Source organism: Halorubrum aidingense JCM 13560 (assembly GCF_000336995.1).
In the GTDB taxonomy this organism is placed as follows: domain Archaea; phylum Halobacteriota; class Halobacteria; order Halobacteriales; family Haloferacaceae; genus Halorubrum; species Halorubrum aidingense.
In genome coordinates, this window is sequence record NZ_AOJI01000022.1 from 125,290 (window position 1) to 147,234 (window position 21,945).

Annotated in this window: 24 protein-coding genes and 1 tRNA gene; 15 read left to right on the forward strand and 10 right to left on the reverse strand. The window is 69.5% G+C overall.

Annotated features, from left to right (window positions below; translation table 11 throughout):
- Positions 1-17: 17 nt before the first annotated feature.
- Positions 18-917: a DUF6159 family protein gene (locus C461_RS07435; RefSeq protein ID WP_008000016.1), complete on the reverse strand. Its 900-nt coding sequence runs from the start codon at positions 915-917 to the stop codon at positions 18-20.
- Between the two features lie 122 nt (positions 918-1,039).
- Entirely contained in the window at positions 1,040-1,780 is a 741-nt protein-coding gene (locus C461_RS07440) for a helix-turn-helix domain-containing protein (RefSeq protein WP_008000018.1), read from the reverse strand.
- Between the two features lie 95 nt (positions 1,781-1,875).
- On the opposite strand from C461_RS07440, the gene C461_RS07445 reads away from it, so the two are divergent.
- The 4 genes from C461_RS07445 (at position 1,876) to C461_RS07460 (ending at position 7,103) form a co-directional block, all read left to right on the forward strand.
- Positions 1,876-2,901 (forward strand): decarboxylating 6-phosphogluconate dehydrogenase, encoded by a 1,026-nt coding sequence (locus C461_RS07445; protein ID WP_342764033.1) that lies wholly within the window; start codon positions 1,876-1,878, stop codon positions 2,899-2,901.
- 182 nt (positions 2,902-3,083) lie between these two features.
- A complete protein-coding gene (locus tag C461_RS07450; protein WP_049906461.1) occupies positions 3,084-3,428 on the forward strand; it encodes a DUF5802 family protein in 345 nt (114 codons plus the stop codon).
- A gap of 470 nt (positions 3,429-3,898) precedes the next feature.
- Positions 3,899-4,807 (forward strand): Vms1/Ankzf1 family peptidyl-tRNA hydrolase, encoded by a 909-nt coding sequence (locus tag C461_RS07455; RefSeq protein WP_008000023.1) that lies wholly within the window; start codon positions 3,899-3,901, stop codon positions 4,805-4,807.
- Positions 4,808-4,988: 181 nt separating this feature from the next.
- Positions 4,989-7,103 carry a hypothetical protein gene (locus C461_RS07460; protein ID WP_008000025.1) on the forward strand — a complete coding sequence of 705 codons (2,115 nt, stop codon included), beginning with the start codon at positions 4,989-4,991 and terminating at the stop codon, positions 7,101-7,103.
- 20 nt (positions 7,104-7,123) lie between these two features.
- Here the strand turns inward: C461_RS07460 and C461_RS07465 are convergent, their stop codons facing one another.
- The 3 genes from C461_RS07465 to C461_RS07475 form a co-directional block, all read right to left on the reverse strand.
- A complete protein-coding gene (locus C461_RS07465) occupies positions 7,124-7,561 on the reverse strand; it encodes a rhodanese-like domain-containing protein (RefSeq protein WP_008000027.1) in 438 nt (145 codons plus the stop codon).
- Positions 7,561-7,887, reverse strand: a complete 327-nt coding sequence (locus C461_RS07470) for a cupin domain-containing protein (RefSeq protein ID WP_008000028.1) — start codon at positions 7,885-7,887, stop codon at positions 7,561-7,563. The genes C461_RS07465 and C461_RS07470 overlap by 1 nt, the downstream gene beginning before the upstream one ends.
- Before the next feature lie 69 nt (positions 7,888-7,956).
- A complete protein-coding gene (locus C461_RS07475; RefSeq protein WP_008000030.1) occupies positions 7,957-8,406 on the reverse strand; it encodes a universal stress protein in 450 nt (149 codons plus the stop codon).
- A gap of 232 nt (positions 8,407-8,638) precedes the next feature.
- Here C461_RS07475 and C461_RS07480 point away from each other — a divergent pair, with 232 nt between their 5' ends.
- Together C461_RS07480 and C461_RS07485 are read left to right on the forward strand one after the other, a co-directional pair.
- Positions 8,639-10,321, forward strand: coding sequence for an amidohydrolase (locus C461_RS07480; RefSeq protein WP_008000033.1), 1,683 nt, complete (start codon positions 8,639-8,641; stop codon positions 10,319-10,321).
- Positions 10,322-10,413: 92 nt separating this feature from the next.
- On the forward strand, positions 10,414-10,665 hold the full coding sequence (locus C461_RS07485) for a hypothetical protein (RefSeq protein ID WP_008000036.1): 252 nt from the start codon (positions 10,414-10,416) through the stop codon (positions 10,663-10,665).
- A gap of 46 nt (positions 10,666-10,711) precedes the next feature.
- On the opposite strand, the gene speB is transcribed toward C461_RS07485, so the two are convergent.
- From speB to C461_RS07505, 4 genes are all read right to left on the reverse strand, one after another.
- Complete coding sequence (gene speB / locus C461_RS07490; protein WP_008000038.1) at positions 10,712-11,554, reverse strand: agmatinase; 843 nt, start codon at positions 11,552-11,554, stop codon at positions 10,712-10,714.
- Positions 11,555-11,563: 9 nt separating this feature from the next.
- Positions 11,564-11,941 (reverse strand): translation initiation factor IF-5A, encoded by a 378-nt coding sequence (locus C461_RS07495; RefSeq protein WP_008000040.1) that lies wholly within the window; start codon positions 11,939-11,941, stop codon positions 11,564-11,566.
- Positions 11,942-12,068: 127 nt separating this feature from the next.
- Positions 12,069-12,353, reverse strand: a complete 285-nt coding sequence (locus C461_RS07500; protein WP_008000042.1) for a hypothetical protein — start codon at positions 12,351-12,353, stop codon at positions 12,069-12,071.
- Position 12,354: 1 nt separating this feature from the next.
- Positions 12,355-13,506, reverse strand: a complete 1,152-nt coding sequence (locus tag C461_RS07505; protein ID WP_008000044.1) for an aminotransferase class I/II-fold pyridoxal phosphate-dependent enzyme — start codon at positions 13,504-13,506, stop codon at positions 12,355-12,357.
- Between the two features lie 172 nt (positions 13,507-13,678).
- Here C461_RS07505 and C461_RS07510 point away from each other — a divergent pair, with 172 nt between their 5' ends.
- The 6 genes from C461_RS07510 (at position 13,679) to pyrF (ending at position 20,462) form a co-directional block, all read left to right on the forward strand.
- Positions 13,679-14,794: an AI-2E family transporter gene (locus C461_RS07510; RefSeq protein ID WP_008000046.1), complete on the forward strand. Its 1,116-nt coding sequence runs from the start codon at positions 13,679-13,681 to the stop codon at positions 14,792-14,794.
- Positions 14,795-14,869: 75 nt separating this feature from the next.
- Entirely contained in the window at positions 14,870-16,513 is a 1,644-nt protein-coding gene (locus tag C461_RS07515; RefSeq protein WP_049906427.1) for a succinic semialdehyde dehydrogenase, read from the forward strand.
- Positions 16,514-16,643: 130 nt separating this feature from the next.
- The gene (locus C461_RS07520) at positions 16,644-17,996 is read left to right on the forward strand and encodes a M14 family zinc carboxypeptidase (protein WP_008000049.1); all 1,353 of its coding nucleotides are present in this window, start codon (positions 16,644-16,646) and stop codon (positions 17,994-17,996) included.
- A gap of 120 nt (positions 17,997-18,116) precedes the next feature.
- Positions 18,117-18,917: a hypothetical protein gene (locus C461_RS07525; protein WP_008000052.1), complete on the forward strand. Its 801-nt coding sequence runs from the start codon at positions 18,117-18,119 to the stop codon at positions 18,915-18,917.
- Positions 18,875-19,606: a class I SAM-dependent methyltransferase gene (locus tag C461_RS07530; RefSeq protein ID WP_008000054.1), complete on the forward strand. Its 732-nt coding sequence runs from the start codon at positions 18,875-18,877 to the stop codon at positions 19,604-19,606. Before C461_RS07525 ends, C461_RS07530 begins: the two co-directional genes overlap by 43 nt.
- Before the next feature lie 25 nt (positions 19,607-19,631).
- Positions 19,632-20,462 (forward strand): orotidine-5'-phosphate decarboxylase, encoded by an 831-nt coding sequence (gene pyrF / locus C461_RS07535; protein ID WP_008000056.1) that lies wholly within the window; start codon positions 19,632-19,634, stop codon positions 20,460-20,462.
- A 69-nt stretch (positions 20,463-20,531) separates the two neighbouring features.
- On the opposite strand, the gene C461_RS15495 is transcribed toward pyrF, so the two are convergent.
- Entirely contained in the window at positions 20,532-20,675 is a 144-nt protein-coding gene (locus C461_RS15495) for a zinc finger HIT domain-containing protein (protein ID WP_152418364.1), read from the reverse strand.
- A gap of 50 nt (positions 20,676-20,725) precedes the next feature.
- Between C461_RS15495 and trmY the strand changes: the two genes are divergently transcribed.
- From trmY to C461_RS07550, 3 genes are all read left to right on the forward strand, one after another.
- Positions 20,726-21,352 (forward strand): tRNA (pseudouridine(54)-N(1))-methyltransferase TrmY, encoded by a 627-nt coding sequence (gene trmY / locus C461_RS07540; protein WP_008000058.1) that lies wholly within the window; start codon positions 20,726-20,728, stop codon positions 21,350-21,352.
- A gap of 3 nt (positions 21,353-21,355) precedes the next feature.
- Positions 21,356-21,736: a CHY zinc finger protein gene (locus C461_RS07545; RefSeq protein WP_008000060.1), complete on the forward strand. Its 381-nt coding sequence runs from the start codon at positions 21,356-21,358 to the stop codon at positions 21,734-21,736.
- A 108-nt stretch (positions 21,737-21,844) separates the two neighbouring features.
- Positions 21,845-21,917 (forward strand) — tRNA-Pro (locus C461_RS07550).
- Positions 21,918-21,945 lie beyond the last annotated feature (28 nt).

Below are 21,945 nucleotides of genomic sequence, written 5' to 3' on the forward strand. Positions count from 1 at the left end.
CGTTATTCGGGTTCGATTTATAAGGTATCTCGCGTCCCCGCGTTTCCGGGCGACGCCCGTTTCTCCGTTCGCCCGCCGAGCGTCTCGAACTCGAAGTTCTCGAACTGCGAGGGCGCCTGTCCCTCGGCCGCGTACACGTACAGCGCGGTCTTCGCGACGCCCCAGATCGTCTGGCTGAGGAGGTAGGTGGTCGCGATCGCGACGGCGACGAGCAGCACCGCGAGCACCCCGCCGGCGACGGGGAACACGGCCGCGAGCGGCAGCGAGACCGCGAGCGCGACGACGGCGAGGCCGAGTCCGAAGAGGCCGACGACGAGCGTGACGCCGAAGCCGGCGCCCAGCGTCTCGCCCCACGTGGCTCGGAACGTCTCGGCGCTCCGCGAGAACATGCCGGTGACGGAGACGTCCTCGAAGACGATCACGGGGACGACGAAGAACGTCATGATCGCCCACCCGACGGAGAAGAGCACCCCGAGGAGTCCGGCGAGCGGGTTGTCCGAGTCCTCGAGGGCCTTGAGCAGGACGCTCACCGTCGCCGAGATCAGCGACCACGCGGCGATCGGGCCGAGTCGCCCGCTGACCGCCGACAGGCTCTCGCGGACGCTCGGATCGCGTCCGTGGAACGTCTCGTTGGTCGCGTGGACGAGCGCCGCCGCGGCGTAGGTGCTCAGGAAGGTCGTGACGAAGTACCAGCCGAACAGCGCGAGGTACTCCAGCCCGCTGCCGACGAGGTTCGCGATCAGCATCGGCACAAAGAAGACGACGAGGAACGCGGCGCTCGCGACGCCGGCGAGCAGCGGGAAGGCCAACAGCTCCGGGCTGTCACGGATGACGCTCGCGCTGTCTTTCGTCAGGGTCCACCCGGTTCGGATCCGGTCGAAGAAGCCGATCCGGCGGGAGGGCGTTCGAGTTACCATGACGGTCCATGGCGTCGCCGGCGTATTTATACCGTCGGGTCGGACGGTCGCGCTCGCGGCCCGGCGTCTCCGGAGCACCGACTTCGGTTCCGACTCACCGCCGGCTACCGTTCGATCCGACGCTACGGCCCCGGCCTGACGACCTCGACCCGGTGCGTCTCGCGGTCATCTCGGGACGCGGTCGCCTCGCGAATACCGGGCGGTCCGGCGTCGGACCGGCCGGTTCCGTCACCGTCGAACGGGAACGCCCCCTCGACGAAGCGTCGCATCACGCGACCTTCGGCTCGGTGGAGGGTCTCGCTGCAGGTCGATTTCGCGATCTCTCGTTCCGCGGCCAACTCGGTGAGGGTGCACTCGCGCGGCGTGTCGTAGTAGCCGGCGTCGACGGCGGCGAGGACGAGGTCGCGCTGGGCGTCCGTGAGCGCGCGGTCCGCTTCGTCGGCGATCCCGCCCACCCCGACCGTGACGCCCTCGGTGGCGAGTTCGGTTCCGAACGCGGTGAGCAGCTCTCTGCGACCGGCTATCGGGAGCGTCGCACCGCCGTCGGTGACCTCGACGGTCGCCGCTATCGGGAGCCCGACGCGTCTGGCGGCGACGACGAACGGCGGGGCGCTCCCGGTCACACGGAGCGCGGTCGCGGATCCGCGGCGCTCGACGACGTCGACGGCGTCCACGCGGTCGTGCTCGCGAAGCGCCTCGACCGCCCGTTCGCGAGCGATGCCGCTGACAGTGACGTCGCTCACGTCGCCCGGCTCCGCCGCAATCGTCTCCGAGACGCGGAAGGTAGCGTCCGGACAGGCGCGCGAGGCGTCGCCGATCCACGACCCGGTCGGGAGGCCGAGCCGCAGTTCGATCCGGTTCATCGGTCGCCTCCGGACGGTCCACTCGGGGCGGGGCGGTCGGCGGTGACGTTCTGGGCCATCGGTACCGAGCGTACGATCCGCCGCTCCCTACCACTGTGGCTTCACACGTTTCAGTCATTAAATACTCAGGCGGAGACGAGGGCGACGCCGTCCGAACCGGAACCACTACGGCGGGCGGTCGCCACCCCTCGCGCATGGAACTCGGCGTCATCGGACTCGGACGGATGGGACAGATCGTCGCGAATCGGTCTATGGAGGCGGGCCACGACGTGGTCGCGTTCGACCTCTCGGCGGAGGCGACGGCGACCGCGGCGGAGGCGGGCGCGGAGCCGGCGGACTCCGTCGCGGACCTCTGTGAGCGGCTGGATGGATCGGACGACGAGGACGGCGACGGCAAGCGGATCTGGCTCATGGTGCCCGCGGGCGACGCCGTCGACGCCACCCTCGCGGATCTCGAACCGCACCTCGACGCGGACGACGTGGTCGTCGACGGCGGGAACTCGCGCTTTCGCGAGTCGGTGCGCCGGAGCGAGGAGACGGACGCTGCCTACCTCGACTGCGGGACCTCCGGCGGCCCGGCCAGCGCGGCGGAGGGGTTCTCGCTGATGATCGGCGGCCCCGAGTGGGCCTACGAGGCGCTGGTCCCCGTCTTCGACGCGGTGGCGACCGGCCCGGACGGTCACGACCGGATGGGCGAGTCCGGATCGGGCCACTACGTGAAGATGGTCCACAACGGCGTCGAGTACGCGCTGATGCAGGCGTACGGCGAGGGGTTCGAACTGCTCACCGAGGGCCGGTACGACCTCGACATGGAGTCGGTCGCGCGGACGTGGAACAACGGCGCCGTGATCCGGTCGTGGCTCCTCGAACTGTGCGAGGAGGCGTTCCGCGAGGAGGGGTCCGACCTCGGCGACGTCGCCGACCACGTCGCCGGCGGGTCGACGGGGACGTGGACCGTCGAGGAGGCGCTCGAACAGGAGGTACCGGTGCCGATCATCTACCAGGCGCTCGCGGAGCGGTTCGACTCGCGCAACGAGGGCCGGTTCTCGCGGCGGCTCGCGAACCGGCTCCGGTACGGCTTCGGCCGTCACGAGGTCGCCCGGCGATCTGACGGCGAATAGGCAACCGACGAAGTAGCGGCCGGACCGGCCGGGACCTGTCGTCGCCGGCGATCCGCTTCAGTCGGTCGTTTTTACTCGCTGGCGCCATCGCGATCGAACGATTCCGATCGAGTATATATACTGATCGTTCACCCTCCGAGTAATGTTTATGTGCCACCGTGAGAGAGGTTCACATGCACAGTATGTTCGAACGCTTTTCGAGCGGCTACTATCTGGGGGAACTGTACGTGGAACCCCATGACGGCGATCGGGCCGTCATCCAGCGGGTCGACCACGAGCACGTCAACGAGCAGTTGTACGCGGACGGCGAGGGGGTCGAGCGACTCGACGCCCCCCTCGTGATGAAGGTCGACGGCGGGCACATCCCGGTCGGCGGCGACGACGACGTTCCGAGCGGCACGCTCGCGATCCCCTACGCGCTCGCGGACGAGGCGCTTCCGGATCGCCGGAACGTGTTGTTGGCGGACGCGGACCGCGCCGAGGCGCTGCTGCGCTGGGAGGGGTGGGAGCCGTTCGCGAACGCGTAATACTCGTGTGTTGGCTCCGTTTTCTGTGATGGTGTCGTCGATCGTTTATAAATAACAAACTGGACACCGGCAGAGAATGCTTCTAAAGCCCCAGCCGCTCTCTTATAAGTCGTTGACAGCGGATCGGCGGTGAACACCGCCAAAGCCCCAACCGCGAGGACGCCGCACGCTTGCTGCGCTCCTCACTCGGTCGCTCGTGCTCCCTCGTTGCGGTGCTTACGTCGCCTGCGGCGTCCTCGCGGTTGCCCCTTTGAGCCCCACCCCGCACAGCACCGCAGCCTCACGCCTCCCCAGCCTCGTCGGCCGCCCTCCGCGTTGCTCCGGGCGACCGACTCCCTCGCACGCGCTGACTCGCGGCCGCCCTTGGCGGCCGCTCGCAGGCGCGCGCCACCGCTGTCGTTTATATGTAATAGCGCTCACGTCGCCGCCGCAGACGCACCTTTTAGGTCGCCGGGGGTCGCGGATTCGGTATGATCGACAGGCTGCTCGGGCGCGCCGAGCTGAAAGAGCGGATCGAGGAGTTGGAGGAGGAGAAGCGCCACCTCGAACGCCACGCGGAGGCCGAAGAGGAGCGCCGGTCCGACGCGGTCGCCGACCGTCAGCGCGCCGAAGAGCGGGTGAACGAACTCGAACACCGGATCGAGTCGTTAGAAGAGCGCCTCGACCGCGCCGGCGGCGACGAGGACGCCGCCGACTTCCGTCGCGTCACCGACGTCCGCGGGGACCGGCTCGAAGACGCCCTCGACCGGTTCCGGGCCGTCGAGAGCGACGACCCCGAGGGGCTGTTGACGGCGTTCGTCCCGGACGGCGACGCCGTGCCCGAGACCGTCGCCGAGTGGTTCGGTGACCGGACGGGCCTTATCAGGCGGGCGGCCCCCGCGGTGGTCCTCGCCGACGACACCGGGGTCGTGAGCGCCGCCGTCGCGCCCGCGATCGAGCCCGACCCGTTCGACGAGTGGGCCGACACCTTCCGGCTCGACGACGCGTGGTTCCGACCGACCGGGCGGTTCGCGTTCGCGTTGGTCCGGTCGGACACCTTCGCGCTCGGCACCTACGAGGGCACCGAGCGAGTCGCCTTCGAGGGGTTCACCTCCGACGTGAAGGAGGCGCACTCGAAGGGCGGCTTCTCGCAGGGCCGCTTCGAGCGCCGGCGCGAGGGACAGATCGACGATCACCTGCGGAAGGCGACCACCGAGTTGGCCGCCGTCGCCGCCGCCGAGGACATCGAGCGCGTCATCGTCGTCGGCGAGCGCAGCGTCCTCGGCGACCTCCGCGAGCACGCCGACGTCTCCGACGTCTCGGATGCGACCGGGAAGCCGAAGCGGGCGTTAACCGACGCGTTCCGAGACTTCTGGACCGCGCGGATTCACGCGATCTGACCGGGCGCCACGGGGCGTCGCGTCGGGCCGGACGAGTCGCCAACGCGCCGGATAAAGGAGTGCATACCAATATAGAGTAGGTGCTTACCGCAACACGGAGGGCCAGTCACACGCTCTCCGTTCCCCCCTCTTTTTCCGTCGCGATAGACAGGTCTAACTTCGCGTCGTCGGTAGCGCCCGTATGAAGCGGCTCGGCTCTCCGTCGATAGCCCGCGCGATCGCCGTCGCGTGTCTCGTCGCCGTGCTGGCCGGCGGAGTCGCAGCGGCCGGTGTCGACGTGGGAGCCACCCCCGACGCTCCCGACGCTGACGCGGTCGCCGCCACCGACACGGTCGCCGACACCGACGACGCCGACACGATACGACTCCGGCACGACCTCTCTTTGATCGACGACCCCGGCGAAGTCGGGGTCACGACGCGCGCGGAGATCCCCGATCGGGTCACGTCGCTCGAACTCACGCTGCGCAGCGCGAACGACGCCCCGGTCGAGGCGGACGGGTTCGAGCGCGCGACCGATCCCGGATCCGGCGAGCCGGTCTGGACGTGGGACGGCGAGACGGAACGCCCCTCCCTCACCTACGCGATGGACGCGAACGACACGGTCGAGCAGGCGGGACCGATCGGGGCGGGCGGCACCTACCGGTTCGTCGACGCCGGCGACTGGGCGCTCGTGCAGACCCCGCGGACCGCCGCCGCGTGGTCGTACACCGGCCAGTACAGCGGTCAGGTCCGACTCGAACGCGAGACCGCCGTCGACGGAGAGGGAGCCGCCTCGCAGTCGATGGCGTATCTCGGCCCCTACGAGGAGCACGTTCACGAGGGCGACGGCGGTCGATACCGCCTGATCGTCCCCGACGCCGCGGACCCGGTCGCGACCCCCGAGGAGGTCTTCGGAGTGTTCGACGGCGCGGCGGCCGCCCTGCGAGTGGGACCGCCCGACGAGGAGGTGTTCGCGGTCGTGGCACCGACCGGCGACGTGTCGTGGGGGGTCCGCGGGCTCCAGACCGGCGACGCGGACCTGTGGGTCCGCGACGAGGAGCCCGTGACGACGGCCGACGACGTCTGGACCCACGAGTACGTTCACACTCGGCAGGCGTACCGCACGGAGCCGAGCGGGCGCTGGATTACGGAGGCGACCGCCACCTACTACGCCGCGCTGTTCGCGCTCGAACGGGGTGACGTCGACTTCGACGACTTCGAACGAACCCTCGCGCGCGGCGAGCGGGAGCCGGCCGCGTCGTCGACCCTCGCCGACCCCGGGACGTGGGCGGGTAACGCCAACTATCTAAAGGGAGCGCTCGTCGCGGGCGAACTCGATCGGCGCATCCGGCTCGCGACGGACGGAAGGGCCTCGCTCGCGACGGTCTTTCGCGACCTGAACGACGCCGCCGGTCCGATCACGAACCGCGACGTGCTCGACGCGGTCGAGTCGGCCGCGGCGGCGGGCGGCGACGACGACCTCGCCGCGACGGTCCGATCCGACGCCGATCGACTGACGACCACCGACGCCGCCCCCCGAACGTGGGACCGAACGGCCCACGCCGAGGCGTTCGGCGAGACGCCCGCGCGGGTCGGGTACGGCCTCGCCGAAGACGGCGTCCGAGCGACCGGGGAGTACCGCGACCGCCCCGTCGACCGCGGGCCGGTTGAACTCGTCGCGAACGAGACGCTCGATCTGTCTGTGCTCGTCTCGAACACCGGCGGGGCCGCCGGCGGTTACCGGTTGACCCTGACGGTCGACGGGGAGCCGGTCGAGACGCGCGCCGGGACGATCGGGCCGGGCAACGAGGCCGTCGAACGGTTCGAACGCACCTTCGACGAGCCGGGCGAACACGAGGTGAGGGTCGGGAGCGAGACGCTCTCCGTCGTCGTGACCGACCCCGCGCCCGTGCTCGTCCGAGACGTCTCGACGGACCGGGCGTCCGTCGAGGCCGGCGAGTCGGTCCGCGCGACGGCGACCGTCGCCAACGACGCCGGCATCCCCGCCGGCGGAGAGGTCGCGTTCGTCGTCGACGGCGAGCGCGTCGCGACCGAGTCCGTCCGACTCGACGCGGGCGCCGAAACGACCGTCGCACGGGACGTCCCGGTGAACGGGTCGGCCGGCTCCGAGTCGGCGACCGTGCGCGTCGTCGGGCCGGTCGACGAGGCGTCAACGACGGTCGCGGTGACCGGCGGTGGCGTGATCGACGGGGGCACCGACGGCGAGGTGCCCGGGTTCGGCCCGGCGCTCGCGATCGTCGCGGTGCTCGCCGCGCTCGCGGCGGTCCGGTTTTCGCCCGGCGGCGGCGACCGCTAGAACGAGACAGAGAGCGTGACCTAGAACGGCGCGTCGGGGCCTTCGTCGGCCTCGCCGCCCCCGCCGCCACCGGTGTCGTCCTCGGCCGCCGTCACCTCCAACTCTCCGACGTCGCGCTGCCACGCCTCGATTCCGCCGCGGAGGCTCTCGACCTGCGCGCTTTCGGTCCCCGCGTAGCTGCCGATGAGTCGCGCCGCCTGTTGGCTGGCGATTCCGTGTGGGCAGACGGTGACGATCCGAGAGGCGCCCTCCAGTTCGGCGATGCGGGTCGTCAGCTCCGAGAAGGGGATGGACTCGCTCCCCGGGAGATGTCCCCGATCGAAGGCGCGTCGGTCACGGATGTCGACGATCCGGAGGTCGTCGTCGGAGTCGTCGTCGGAGTCGTCGGCGCGTTCGGAACCGGCGTCGCCGTCGGCCAGCAGGGCCGCCAGCTCGTCGGGGTCGATCTCGCCGTCCATCAGGGGAGCGGGCAGAGGCTCGCCGTGATCACGGCTCGCTCGTCGGTGTCGTTGCGGACGCCGTGGACGGTCCCGCGCTCGTTAGGGACGACGGCCGGCGCCGCGAGCGGTTCCTCCGCGTCTCCCCGCCGGACGGTCGGTCGCCCCTCGACGACGTGGAAGACGTTGGTGGCGTCGGGGTGCTCGTGCGGCTCTACGGCCGCGTTCGGCCCGAGCACGAACGCCTTGACGAGCACGTCGTCGGTGACGACGAGTTCGGCCGTCTCGACCGCCCCGGCGGCGGGATCCAGTCCGGAAACGGCCTCCGCGTATCGATCGATCGTCATGGGTGTCGTCGCACCCGTCGATACAAAAAGCGTCCGGCGAGCGACCCGCTGCGTCGCGCGCGCCGGCGACTACTCCGAAACGGTCGTCTTCACGATGCTCACCGGCGCCGTGGACTGTCGAGAGACGCGCTCCGTGACGGAGCCGAGCATCCGCCGGTAGTTGCCCGACCGCGTCTTCGAGCCCATCACCGCGAGGTCGATGTCCTCGTCGTCGATGTACGCGAGGATCTCCTCGTGGGGGACGCCGTACACGAGTTCCGTGACCGTCTCGACGCCCGCGTCGGCCGCGTGAGCCGCCACCGTGTCGAGCGCGTCGCGGCCGCGCTCTTCGAGCGTTTCCCCCGCGCCCTCCGAGCCGTCGACGAACTCGTCGCCGGAGTACGCGTTGACGATGTCGCTGTCGACGACGTAGAGGATGTGCAGGGTCGCACCGTACCGGTCGGCCGCGTCGACAGCGTGGTCGATCGCGCGGTCGACGCCCTCGCTGCCGTCGGTGGGGAGGAGTATCCGATCGTACATATCTCGACGTTCGCCGCGGGGCCGAATAAAACGGTCGGCGATTCTCACTCCGGGCGGACGGCCGCCGTTCCCGGTGCTCCCAGTCGTTTCTGTCCGTCTCACGTCTCTCGGTTCGTCTCGCGTCTCTCAGCCTGCTCCGCGTCTCTCGGTTCGTCTCGCGCATCTCGGCCCCTTCCCGTCGTCGACGACTGCTTCCCGAACGATTAACACGCTCGCTGTCGCGGATTCGTGCATGACCGACGCCGCGGATCGACTGTTCGTGAACGGGGAGATCCACACGCTCGCGGGGGACGCGGGGCCGACCGGGGCCGACGAGAGCACCGAACCGACCGCGACGGACGACGCGGACGCCGCGTCCGCCACCCACGAGGCGGTCGCGGTCCGCGACGGCGAGATCGTCAGACTCGGCCGCACTCACGACGTGACGTTCCTCGCGGGCGTCGACACCGACGTGATCGACCTCGACGGGCGCGTCCTCCTGCCCGGATTCATCGACGCGCACACCCACCTGACGACGGTCGGCCGGTACCTCGTCCACGCGGACCTGTCGGCGGCTGACTCGCCCGCCGACGCCGTTTCGCTGCTCGCCGAGCGAGCGGCGGAGCTGGCGGCCTCGGAATCGAGCGGTGAGGCGGCCGCCGACGCCGACGCCGACACCGATACCGACGCCGACACCGACGACTGGGTGCTCGGCTACGGCTACGACGAGTCGACGTGGGACGACGAGCGCTACCTGACGCGGGACGACCTCGACCGCGTCTCGACCGACCGCCCGGTGGCGGCCTTCCGCGAGGACATGCACGTCGCGGCGGTCAACGGCGTCGCCCTGGACCGGTTCGACGCGGCGCTCGCGGCGGCACCGGACGAGACGGTCCCCACCGACGGCACGGGGGCGCCGACGGGGGTCCTCCTCGAAAGCGCCATCGACCCGATCTACGAGGCGGTCGAACCCGGTCCCGAAGAGACCAGAGATATCGTCACCGCCGCGCTCGCCGACTGCGCCGAAAAGGGAATCACCGGCTTTCACGACATGGTCCGCGGCTCGCACGCGCCCCGGGTCTACCGCGATCTGGAGGCGGCGGGAGAACTGACCGCGCGCGTCCGGATCAACTACTGGAGCGACCACTTGGACGCCCTCCGAGAGGTCGGGCTCTCGACGAACGCCGGGAGCGAGAGGGTCGAGACCGGCGCGATAAAGTCGTACACCGACGGGAGTTTCGGCGGGCGAACCGCGAGACTCTCGGAGCCGTACGCCGACGCGCCCGACGAGCGCGGACAGTGGGTCGTCGACCCCGACGAGCTCGCGGAGACGGTCGCCGACGCCACCGCGTCCGGGTATCAGTTCACCGCCCACGCGATCGGCGACGAGGCGGTCGACGCCGTCCTCGACGCGTACGAGACGGCCGCCGTCGGCGACTCTCCCGGCACCGCTCGCCACCGGATCGAACACGTCGAACTGGCCGACGACGAGGCGATCGACCGACTCGCCGAGACGGGGGTCGTCGCCAGCGTCCAGCCGAACTTCCTCAAGTGGGCGGGCGAGGACGGGCTCTACGACGCCCGCCTCGGTGACCGTCGGACGGAGACGAACCGCTACCGCGACATGCTCGATGCCGGCGTCCACCTCGCGTTCGGTTCCGACGGGATGCCCATGGACCCTCTCCTTGGCGTCCACCACGCCGTCAACGCCCCCGCCGAGTCGCAGCGGCTCACCGTCGCGGAGGCCTTGCGCGCGTACACCCGCGGCGCGGCGTACGCCGGGTTCGACGAGGACCGGCTCGGAACGATCGAAGTCGGCACGAGCGCCGATTTCGTCGCCCTCGACTCGTCACCGTGGGCGACGCCCGAAGCGATCCGGGACATCGACGTCGCGATGACCGTCGTCGACGGCAACGTCGTCTACGACGGGCGGTGAACGCGGACGGTACCGGGCGCGTCCGACGCGGTCGCTTCGCAAGCGCTGCCAAAAGAGGATAGTTATTAATCGTGTAGTTCGTAGCGCCGGGTATGGCAGAGATAGCAATCGAGTACGCCGCGGGCAGTCGGCTCCGGCCGGAGGCGGAAACGGCCCGCCGCCTGATCGACGCCTACCTCGGTGACCGGTCGGACGTCGACGGGGTAACGCTGTCGCCCTCCAGCGACTCGGTGTTCTGCGTCAGCGTCGAAGGAGACCGCATCTGGTGTACCGACCCGCGCGAGTGGATCGACTCGATCGAGGCGGTGACCGCGGTCCGGCGACGGCTCTCGGAGCTGTCGTAGCGCTATTTAATCCGGCGACACCGCGTCGCATCGTCGCCCCGTCGCATCACTCCGCGTCGCCGTCCACCGCGTGCGTCCTGACGAACTCCCGAAGGAGCTTGCCCGCGAGCGCCGCGGCCTGACCGTCGTCGCGGTCGTTCACCTCGACGGCGTCGAAGCCGTCGGCGTGCGGCGCGACCGCGCGAACGAGGTCGCGGGCCTCGCGGGGAGCGAGCCCGAACGGCTCCATCGTCCCGGTACCCGGCGCGAACCCCGGATCGAGTCCGTCGACGTCGACGGAACAGTACACCGACTCGCCCGCGAACGGGTCGTCATCGCCTGCGAGGAGCCCGTCGAGCCACCCGCGAGCGTCCTCGGGGGCGACGACCTCCACGTCGGCGTCCGCGGCGCGGTCCCACTCTTCGCGCGACCCGGTGCGCGCACCGACGATCACGGCGCGGTCGACGTCGAGGTCGTCCAGGGCGCGGCGAGTGACGCACGCGTGGCTCCACGGGTTGCCGTCGTAGGCGTCGCGTAAGTCGAGATGGGCGTCGCAGACGACGAGCACGTCCGGGTCGACCGCCTGCACGCCGGCGTACGTGACCGTGTGCTCTCCGCCGAGTAGCACCGGGACGGCGTCGTCGTAAGTGACGCTCCGGAGTTCGGCGGCGAGGTGATCGAGGTACGCCTTGACGTCGTCCCACGGATGTACGTCGCCGGCGTCACAGACGCCGAGCGCGGAGAAGTCGCTGTCCGTTCGCCGGTCGTAATCGTCGTAGGTCCGCGCGAATCGCCGGACCCGGTCCGGTCCGAACCGGGTACCCGGCTGAAAAGTGGTCGTAGCGTCGAGCGGAGCGCCGACGACCACGTAGGAAGCAGCCTCGCGATCGGTCGTCGCTCCGGGAAACATCGGCCTCGACTATCCGACGACCTTGCGCTGGCCCTCGTACTCGAGGTACTCGATCGTGTCGTCCGAGTTGAAGTCCTCGCCCTCGGGGATGCGCATGGTGAACGTCTCGTAGGTGTCGAGGTCCATGACCTGCGCGTCGTCGCCGGAGACGGAGACGACCTGGCCCTGCTTCCGCTCGATGATCGGGACCCAGACCTTCGCGTCGACGGGCTGCGAGAGCGAGCGCTTCTTCTCGTCGAAGACGCCCTTGCCCTCGACGCGCGCCTTGGCGCTCCCGTGTTTTCCGGGCTTGGCTGTGCTGTAGTGGTTAATCTTGCAGGGCGAGCTGTCCATCATGACGTAACTGCCCTCCTGCAGTTCGCGAACCTGCTTCTGCTCTCGCGGCATGAGCGCTACTTTCCCCGGCGCGGGTATAAACGGTTTGGAACGCCGCCGACGCCGGGACGGACACCGGGAACGGCACCGGGAACGACACCGATATCGACGCGGCCGTGCGCTCGTCCCTTCGCGTCGCTCAGGGGTCGAGTTCGTCGACGTACTCCTCCGTGTCGTCCTCGTCGCCGGCGTCGCCGTCCGGCGGGACGAACTGCCCGGTGAGGAGGTAGCTCGCGATGAACAAGCCGATGAACCCGACGCCCACCGCCGCCGTCGTCCGTACGACGAACGGGAAGTCGACCCAGTAGAGCGCGCGGTCGGCGATGATCATCACGACGACGGCGACGAACAGCGCCTTCTGTTCGTCCGTCGGATCGCGGATGAACCCGACTACATCGGCTTTCAGCTCGCTGAAGAATCCCATCTCAGGCGCCTCCGTCGGCCTCGGCGCCCGCCTCCGACATGGCGCTGCCCTCGATGACCCGGCTCACGCGTTCGAGTCCCTCCGCTAACTCCTCGGTCGGGAGCCCGAACCCGATTCGGAAGCGATTCGGGAAGCCGAACAGATTCCCCGGCGCGAGCACGACGCTCTCGGTCTCGACGACCCGTCGACAGAACGACTCACCGTCCTCGAAGCCGTCGGGCACCGTCACGAACCCGTTGACGCCGACGGGGTCGTGCCAGTCGAGATCGTGGCGGTCGAGCCAGTCGGCGACGATCGCGCGGTTCGCCGCCGCCAACTCGCGGTTCTCCTCCAAGATTTGCGGTTCGAGCCGTCCGAGCGCCTGCTTCGCGACGTGCTGGCCGAACAGCGACGGGGAAATGGTGGTGTAATCCTTCCAGCGCCACGCGCGATCGACGACCGCTTCGGGGCCGGCGATCCAGCCGAAGCGGAGCCCGGCGAGCCCGTACGCCTTGGTGAGACTCGTCGTCGAGATCCCGTGCGCCCCGAAGCTCGCGACCGGGGGCTGCGGCTCGTCGGCGAGCAGGCGGTACACCTCGTCACAGAGGAGGTAGGCGTCGCGCTCGACGGCGACATCGTACGCCGCCCGCATCGCGGACTCGTCGTGATACCGTCCGGTCGGGTTGTTCGGGTTGTTCACGACGATCACGGCAGTGTCGTCGCGGGCGGCGTCGGCGATCGCCTCGGGATCGAGCTCCCACTCGGGAGGTTCGAGTTCGACGCGAGTCACCTCGCCGAAGGCGTCGGGAACCGCGTGGAGCGCCTGGTACGTCGGCGTGACGACGACGGCGTGGGTTCCGGATCCGATCGCCGATTCATCGTCCTCCCCGCCGACGGCGTTCTCGTCGCCCAGAAGCGAGAGGAACGCGAGGAAGTTCGCCTCTTGGGTCCCGCAGGTGAACAGGACCTCGTCGGCGCTCCGGCCGTATCGATCGCCGATCGACGCCCGGAAGTTTGGGTCCCCGTTGGTCGGGATGACGTAGTCGAGCCGGCCCGGATCGAGGTCGAACCGGCTCGCGTCGAGTGAGCGGATACCGCTCTCGGCCAACATGATGTCGGCCTCGTGTTCGTACTCCGCGAACCAGCGTTCGAGGCCGAACGGGTCGATGCGCATACCCGGAACTGGGGGTGCAGCGAGGTTAGGTGCTACGGTCCCTCGCGACGGCGCCGGTGCCGTTCGGCCCTCGGAGCCGTACACGACGCTCCGCCCGCGTCGGAGAGTCGCGTTCGAGAACGCGACGCGGTTTCACCGGAACGATTTTCTCCCGTCATCGCGACACGGCAGCATGGTTCTCGACCGACGGCGGCTCCTCGGCGTGCTGCTCGTCGCGATGGCCGCGCTCGCGGCGACCATCCTGGCGTCGGTTCTGCGGACCGTCGTCTTCGCGATCACCGTCGCGTACGTTCTCTACCCGCTTCGTCAGCTGCTCGTTCGGCGCGGGGCGTCCGACCGGGTCGCGGGCGCGGTCTCGACCGTCGTCGCGTTTCTCGTCGCCGTCGGGTTGGTCGCGCCGGTGTTCTACGTCCTGTACCGACAGCGAACGCAACTGATCGAGGCTCTCGGGCGGATTCCCGAGACGATCCCCCTGAGCGCGGGCGAATTCGACGTGGTCGTCGAGATCGAACCGTTCGTGGCGTCCGCACAGACGTTGATCCGCCAGGTGGCGATCGATATCACTGCCGCGGCACCGCGTCTCGTCCTCGAACTCGCCGTGTTCACGTTCCTCGTATACGGGCTTCTCCGCCGACCGAGCGCGGTCGGTGCCGCCATTCTCAAAGTGATCCCGGCGGAGTACCACGACATCCCGACCCGACTCCACGTCCGGACGCGGATGACGCTCTACTCGATTTACGTCCTCCAAGCGGCGACGGCGGCGGCGACGTTCGTCCTCGCGATCGCGCTGTTCTCTCTTCTGGGATACAGTTCACCGATCCTGTTGGCCGTCATCGCGGGCGTCCTCCAGTTCATTCCAATCGTCGGCCCGAGCGTGCTCGTCGTCGCGCTGGCCGCGGGCGACCTGCTGGTCGGCGAGACGACTCGGGCGATCATCGTGCTGGCGCTCGGACTGATCGTCGTCTCGTTCGTCCCCGACGCCGTGATCCGGACCCAACTCGCCGACCGGACGGGGAAGATCTCTTCGGGGCTGTACTTCGTCGGCTTCGTCGGCGGCATCCTCACCGTCGGCGCGATCGGACTCATCGTCGGCCCGCTCGTGGTGTCGCTCCTGATCGAAGTTATCGACATGCTCGCCGAGGGGAACGGACCGGCGGCGGCTGCCGAGCCGACTACGGACGCGACAGATGCGGCGGTGGCGGAGTCGACGGATACGGTCGACGCGACGGACACGACCGAGACGACGGATTCGACGGACACGACCGAGACGACGGACGCCGGGAACTAACCGTCTCGACATCGGACCCAGCGGATCGGCTCACCGGCACGGCTTTGCCGCTCCTCCCCGTCGTTTCGACGACTGATGTCCCCGACAGACCGCTCTGTGGCCCTCACCGACGCACCGCACCTCGCGGCACGACGACTCGCCGACCTCTCCGACCGCGCGATGCGCTCCGCACGAACCGGCGAGGCGAACGCCGCCGCTGGCGACGGGATCGATGTCGTTGCCCCCGCGACCGACGAGCGGATCGGTTCCGTGCCGGCCTGCGACGCGGCGGCCGTCGACGCCGCCGTCGACCGCTCGCGGACGGCACAGACCGCGTGGGAGGAGACCCCCGTCGCCGAGCGGACCGCGGTCGTCGATCGATTCGGTGACCTCGTGTTGGGTCACCGCGAGGAGCTGCTCGACGTCCTCCAGGTCGAGACCGGGAAGTCCCGTCGGACCGCGGTCGAAGAGCTGTTCGACGTGCCGACGGGGTGTTCGTTCCTCGCGAACGAGGCGGAAGCAGTGCTCGGCCCGGAGCGGCGGCGCGCCGCGGTACCCGGGGCCACCACCGCCACCGTTACCTACGACCCCGTCGGCGTCGTCGGTGTCATCTCGCCGTGGAACTACCCGCTGACGCTCTCGATGGCCGACGCGCTTCCCGCCCTCGTCGCGGGCAACGCGGTCGTGCTCAAACCCGACGAGAAAACGCCGTACGGCGCCCTCGCGCTCGAAGAGCTGTTGGAGGTCGCCGGACTTCCGGACGGGGTCTTCCAGGTGGTCACGGGCGAGGGGCCGACGGTCGGGCCCGCGCTGATCGATCGGGTCGACTACGTCGCGTTCACCGGCAGCACGGAGACCGGGCGGGTCGTCGCCGAGCGCGCGGGCCGAAACCTGATCGACTGCTCGCTGGAGCTGGGGAGCAACAACCCGCTCGTCGTGCTCGGCGACGCGGACGTCGACGAGACGGCCCGCGGTGCGGTACAAGCGTGTTTCTCGAACGCCGGCCAGCTCTGTCTGGCCGCCGAGCGGATCTACGTCGTCGACTCCGCGTACGACGCGTTCCTCGAGGCGTTCGTCCGAGAGACCGAGCGGCTCTCGCTCGGGACCGGCTACGACTACGACGCCGACCTCGGGTCGCTGATCGACGCCGACCAGTTGGACCGCGTCGAAAGCCGCGTCGACGAGGCCCGCGAAGCCGGCGCGACCCTCCTGACCGGCGGGAGCCACCGACCCGATATCGGCCCCTTCTGTTACGAGCCGACGGTCTTGACCGACGTGGACCCCGATTCGACGCTCGCGCGCGAAGAGACGTTCGGGCCGGTCGTGTCGGTGACGCCCGTGCCGGACGCGGACGCCGCCGTCGCGGCCGCGAACGACTCGCCGTACGGGCTCAACGCGAGCGTCTGGACGTCCGATCGGGCCCGCGGCGCCGCGATCGCTCGCGAAATCGACTGCGGGACGGTCAACGTAAACGACGGGTTCCTCGCGACGTGGGGGGCGACCGACGCGCCGATGGGCGGATTCGGCGACTCGGGGCTCGGACGGCGCCACGGTCCCGAAGGGATCCGGCGGTTCGTCGAGCCGCGAACGGTCGGGGTCTCGCGCGTCGGACCGCTCGCGTTCCCCGACCGAATCCCGACAGAGTGGTTCGTTCGCGGCGCGTTTGCGGCGATCAGTCTCGGGCGGAAAGCGAGTCGCGGCGCTCGTCGACTCAAAAAACGGATCGGGCTGCAGCGATGATTGTCCTTTTTGCCGCTCTGAACGGCGGAATTTCATCCGTCTATCGTTTATAAATACCCACTATGGCGCCATTAATATATGATGTCTTCTGTACAATAGATTAAATAACTTCGAGACGGGTGCTATCGACATGCACAGACGACGGTTCATTCAGAGCGGTATCGCCGCAGTCGGATTCGCCGGGTTCGGATCCACGGTAAGTGGACAGTCGGACGGTGGCGACTATCGACCCGGCGGACCGTGGGCGCCGAACGAACGCGCGGTCAACTACGAGGCGTACCTCGACAACGAACAGCTCGGTGAGCGCCTGAAACAGATCGACCGCCGGAGCGACCGGACGGACCTCCGACAGATCGGCTCCTCGGCCGGCCGCGGAGACCCGATCTGGGAGGTCACCGTCGGTGACGGCGACGAGAGCCTCCACCTCATCAATCAGATCCACGGCGACGAGCCCTCGGGCGCCGAGGCCGTCGTGCGGATCCTCAACCAGCTGGCCACGGGCGGGTCCCGCCGGGTTGAGACCATCCTCGACAACCTGACCATCACCATCGTCCCCCGGGTCAACCCCGACGGCGCGAACTTCGTGGGTGATGACGGGCTCGGAACCGACGGCGAGCTTCGGCAGCGTCGGTACAACACCAACACCTGGGAGGAGGGCGACTCTCGGTACATCAACGAGAACTCGTACGCCTCCGGCGACGTACCGGGGTACGACATGAACCGCGGGTTCAGCATCCTGCCCGACTTCGAGTCGGGCGACGAGGACGAGGACTGGTGGTCTCCCCTCGAGGACGACCCGCAGTTCGGCTACCTCAACGTCCCGGTCGAGGACGTCCCGCTCGACGTATTGGACCCGGTCGGAGAGAACCCGTACGATGAGCTGTTCGCCGTCGGGCTCAACCTCAACCCAGAGAACCGGGCGGTGACCGAGTCCTTCCTCGGCGCCGACCCCGACTGGGCGATCACCCACCACCATCAGGGCGCGACCGTCGACCCGGAGTCCCGGGACGCGGGGAACGGCCCGGAGTGGCAGTCCGTCATGAGCGTGATGGCCCCGTTCGGTCCAAGATACATCGATCGCGATCGGTTCGACTACGCCAGCTACGTCGGCGAGGGGAACCCGTACCTCTCGGAGGACGCTCAGACGCGCTCGCTGCGACTCAACCAACTCGTCAACGAGCAGGCTCAGCAGTTCGGCAACGGGAAGTTCAACACGCTCACCCGATACGGCTACGGTCCGCTGTGGGCATCGTACCTCGACGCGCTCTGCCCGCGGACCGACGCCGCCGGAATGCTCTACGAGGTGTCTCACCAGAGCGACGAGCGCGGTCACAAGGCGATCGGTACGACGGTCAAGATCACGGTCGAGGGATTCATGGCGACCTTCGAGCGGATCGCCGACGGCTCTATCAGCGAAGTCGACGAACTGGACTACTTCGATATGGCGCTGGCCGAGGGTATCGGCAGTCCGTTCGGCCGATAGGGGGGCAGCGCAGACCGATCGACTCCCGCGACGAGGAGCCGGACCGCGGTCGCGGGAGCGACCGCTTGCGATCCGCCCCGCGACACGCGGATTCAAGAGCGTAGCCTGCCATGTGTCAACATGGCAGGACCGGACGCCGCCGAACTACGGCGGATCGTCGACGCGTTTCCGGCGGCGCCAGAGACCGACGGAGCGACCCGAACGGGCCGAGCCGACTCGGAGCTGATCGACCGCGTCGACGACCTTCTCGACGGCACGTACGGGAGGCTGACCGGTGAGTGGTACCCGGAACTCCGGGATCTGACCGACGCGTACCTCGACGGGAGAGTGCTCAGAGAGGACGTGCTCGAACACGTCGAGGCGGTGCCGTCGTTCCGCCTCTCGGACGGTGCCGCGCCGCTCCCCGAGCGACGGCGAGCGCTCGCGGCGGCCGACTCGCTGCTCGACGAGGTGACCGAGGTCGCCGGCTGGTACGAGACCGTCCGCTCGATGCTCGACGACGACCCGGCCCGACTGACCCGCTTCGAGCGTCTGCTCCACGGCTTCGGGTACGTCTTCGCGCACGGGCTCTTCCTCGGCGTCTCGTCGCCGGACCGGATCGCGCGTCGACTCCGGCTGGCCTACCGGTCCGTCGGTGTCGACATCGACGAGACGGCCGCCGACGGCAGCGCCGAGCGGACGACGTTCACCTGTCCGTACCGGAACGTCGGGGCCGGGCTGTACGGCGAGAAGTGGGTGTGCCACGAGAAGCTCGACCGGGTCGACGACGGGTACGTGACGTACTTAGCGGAGCGCGGTATCGACTACCAGCGCCCGCGGGCGTGCTCGGCGACCGACCAGTGCCACTCGTCCGTGGCCCGAGACGGCCCGGAGCAGTGGTGGCCGAAGACCTCGCCCGCGGAACTCCGTGCGCCGCCGTGAGCCGAGCACGCGCGCGGCGTATCCAGCGCGGCTACGCCGAGTGGGCTCGAGTCTACGACTGGTTCGCGCGAGCGACCGCCTCGGTCGGCGGGGTGCGTGCGGGCTGCGTCCGCGCGCTCGACCTCGACCCCGGCGACACGGTCGTCGAGTTCGGTTGCGGGCCGGGCGTCAACCTCCCGGCGTTACGCGAGGCCGTGGGACCGACCGGGCGCGTCGTGGGCGTCGACCTCACCCGGGCGATGCTCGACCGGGCGCGCGGTCTCGTCGAGCGAAGGGGGTGGGAGAACGTCTCGCTGGTCCAGGGAGACGCCACCGAGCCGCCGATACGGACGGCAGACGGCGTCCTCGCGACGTTCGTCACCTCGCTGTTTCCGGACCCGTACGCGGTCGTGAGCGCGTGGTGTGACCTGGCCGACAGCGTCGTGGTCGCGGGATTCTCGCCGCGGGGGAGCCGCCCGGCGAACGCGGCGCTGTGGGCGTTCGTCCGACTGAACGCCCGGCTGTTCGACGCCCGGTCCGAGAACCCGCTCGGCCTGCTCGCCGAGCGGACCGCGGCGTCGCGGCGCGCGCTCGACGACCGCACGCGACGGGTGACGGTCGAGCGATACCTCTTCGGGACCGTCTCGGTGTTCGCTGGACACGGGAGCGACGACCGTGAGCGGAGTGGCGGCGCAGAACACAACGTTTAGCGCGTCGCCGCGCGCACCACCGCGCATGAGCTTCTTCGAGACGCTCGCGGATCGGATCGAGACCGCGGACAGCGTCGTTTCGGTCGGGCTCGACCCCGACCCGAGCCGGCTCCCCGAGTTCGTCGCCGACGCGGACCTGCCGCGGTGGGCGTTCAACCGCCGGATCATCGACGCGACCCACGAGCACGCCGCCTGCTACAAGCCGAACGCGGCCTTCTACGAGGACGCCGACGGCTGGCGCGCGCTCCGAGAGACGATTGCCTACGCCCACGGAAAGGGCGTCCCGGTCCTCCTCGACGCCAAGCGCGCCGACATCGGGAACACGACCCGGCGGTACGCCGAGGCGCTCGACGAGGCCGACGCGATCACCGTGAACCCGTACATGGGTCGCGACTCGCTCCAGCCGTTCCTCGACCGCGCGGACAAGGGCGTGTTCGTCCTCTGTCGGACCTCGAACCCCGGCGGCAGCGACCTCCAGGACCTCGAACTCGCTTCCGGCGAGCCCCTCTACGAGCGCGTCGCGGCACTCGCGGACGTGTGGAACGGGAACGCCAACGTCGGACTCGTCGTCGGCGCGACGGCCCCCGAAGAACTCGCGCAGATCCGCGAGATCGTTCCGCGGATTCCCTTCCTCGTTCCCGGCGTGGGCGCGCAGGGCGGCGACGCCGAGGCCGCCGTCGAACACGGACTCGCCGAACACCCGGACGCCGCGGTCGACGTCGGACTCGTCAACTCCTCTCGCGGGATCATCTTCGCCGGCGAGGAGTCGAGCCGGCCAGCTGAGGAGGCGACGTACTTCGGCGCCGCCGGCGACTCCGCGAAGCGTCTCAAAAAGCGGCTGAATCAGTACCGGTAGACGCGTCTGTCGGCTCTCACCTTCCCGCTCCGCCGCTCCGCTCGGCGGCCGCGCCCCGTCGCGCGACGCTCACTGCTGGTGGCCCTGCAGGCAGGCGGTACAGGCCCCTCCGGCGTCGTTCCAGTGGTCGCCACAGACGACCCGCCCGCACCGACCGCAGGTGTAACGCGCCGTCGCGGCCTCGCAGATCTGACAGAGTCCGGTGACGCTCATACCGGATCTTGGGTCGGATTCCTTATCAGTATCGGGGGCGACCCCCGCGTATGCGCCAGTTCGTCGTCATCGGCCACGACGTCCCCACGGACCCGGACGCGATCTCGCTGTCTGACATCCCCGGGGCGGGCCGCCTCGACCTCCTCTGCCGGTGTGTCGCCGCGGGCGTGTTCCTCTCGCACGGGATCCGCGACCGCGTCCGCGTCCACCTCGTCGTCGCCGACGAACTCACGATCACCTTCGACGCCGACACGCTCCGGCACCTCCACCCCGACGAGCGGAACGTCGCCGCCCGGGTGCGAGACGCGATCGCCGCGAAGCCGGACGCTATCGGTCACATGCCCGCGGACGTCTCGCCCGGGGTCGAACTCCGCCGAATGGGACTGTCGGCGACGCTGGACCGCCTCGTCGGCGACGGCGCCGGGGCCGACGGCGGCCCCGCGGACCCGACGCTCGTTCAACTGCACGAGGACGGCGACCCCCTCGTCGACGCCGAGCCGCCCGCCGATCCCGTCTTCGTGCTCTCCGATCACAACGACTTCACCGACGAGGAGTCGGCGGCGCTCGAAACCGCGGCCGAGCGTCGGGTGCGCGTCGGCCCCGAGCGACTCCACGCCGACCACACGATCACGGTCGTCCACAACTGGCTCGACACCAACGGGTACGCCGCCTACTGATCGATGTCCGCGTCTTCGCCCGACGAGCGCCGGACCACGACCGCGCCGGCGACCGACGGTCGGTTCGCCGTCCCCCTCCGTGGGGTCGACGTCGGTCCGGAAACGCGGTGTGCCCACTGGGACGGTCCCCTCGACGTCGTCGCGCTCCGGTTCGGCTGCTGTGAGACGTACTCCCCCTGCGACGCGTGCCACGACGCCGCGAGCGACCACGATCCGGAGCCGTGGCCCCGCGATCGGTTCGCCGAGCCTGCGGTGCTGTGCGGGCGGTGCGGTGAGACCCTGACCGCGACCGAGTACCTCGACGACGGCGATGCCTGCCCGCACTGCGAGGCCGGGTTTAACCCCGGCTGTCGGGCGCACCGCGACCGCTACTTCGAGGCGTGAGCGACCGATCGGATCGGGGCCCGGAATCGGTCCAGCGAGGACCGATCCGATCGGTGGCCCCCCGGATTTCGGAAAGGTTAAAAGAACGAACGGCCTTCGTGGAGATGCGGGCCGGTGGGGTAGCTTGGTATCCTTCGGCCTTCGGGTGGCCGTAACCACGATTCAAATTCGTGCCGGCCCATAGGATACATATACCTTTTCCACCTTTT